This window comes from Herbaspirillum sp. CF444 (assembly GCF_000282135.1).
Classification (GTDB): domain Bacteria; phylum Pseudomonadota; class Gammaproteobacteria; order Burkholderiales; family Burkholderiaceae_D; genus Herbaspirillum.
Genome location: NZ_AKJW01000105.1, coordinates 1 through 661, shown reverse-complemented (window position 1 = coordinate 661; position 661 = coordinate 1). Strand labels below are relative to the sequence as shown.

The following is a 661-nucleotide window of genomic DNA, read 5'->3' as shown; positions in this document are numbered from 1 at the left end:
GCTTATTGAAACTCGATCGTATAAGTCACGCTGGTAGTCACGGCGCCGGCAGCGACGGCGCCGGTGGACACGTACTGCGCCAGATAGTCCAGGTTGGCGCTGCCGCTGGAGATCGGCACATAAGTCGTGTTTTGCGAACCGGAAGCAGCGCCGATGACGATGTCGGCGCCGGCAGTCGTTGCCAGGCCCACTTGGACGTTGGCGGCGCCGCCGGCAGCGATCTTCAGGCGACCGGTCGTGGTGTCGACATTCGGACCGGCTTCGAAGAAGGCGCGGGCATTGCCGCTGGCGGGCGTGCAATTGGTCAGGGCGATGGTGAACCTGGTGGCGCCGGCCTTGGCGCCTGTCGTCGCAAATGCAGTCGTCGACACCTTCGGCAGATTCACGGTGAAGTTCGATGTGCCGCCATTGATGGTGCAGGTCTGGGCAGTAATGCTGCCGTTGAAAGTGATGGTGCCGTCGGCGGCGAAGCAAGCGGCAGGCACCAGGGCAGCGACAGCCAGCAGGGAAGCGATGAGCGATTTTTTCATGATGTTATCCAATAAATTAAGAAGGATGTCTGTCGTCAATTCGGTGTTTTGCTGCGTATTTCTCTCAAGCACAGGACGAATGTTACGGATTCAAGATCGCGGAAAATATAGGAAAACTCTCAAAAACCAGA

At 58.1% G+C, this 661-nt stretch carries 1 protein-coding gene; it reads right to left on the bottom strand.

All coding sequences use genetic code 11. The annotated features are described in order from the left end of the window. Positions 1-2: 2 nt before the first annotated feature. Positions 3-530 (bottom strand): fimbrial protein, encoded by a 528-nt coding sequence (locus tag PMI16_RS22200; RefSeq protein ID WP_007883827.1) that lies wholly within the window; start codon positions 528-530, stop codon positions 3-5. Between the last annotated feature and the right edge of the window lie 131 nt (positions 531-661).

Excerpts from the sequence above, each read along its gene's own strand:
- PMI16_RS22200 (WP_007883827.1), bottom strand. The coding sequence starts at position 530 with ATGAAAAAATCGCTCATCGCTTCCCTGCTGGCTGTCGCTGCCCTGGTG.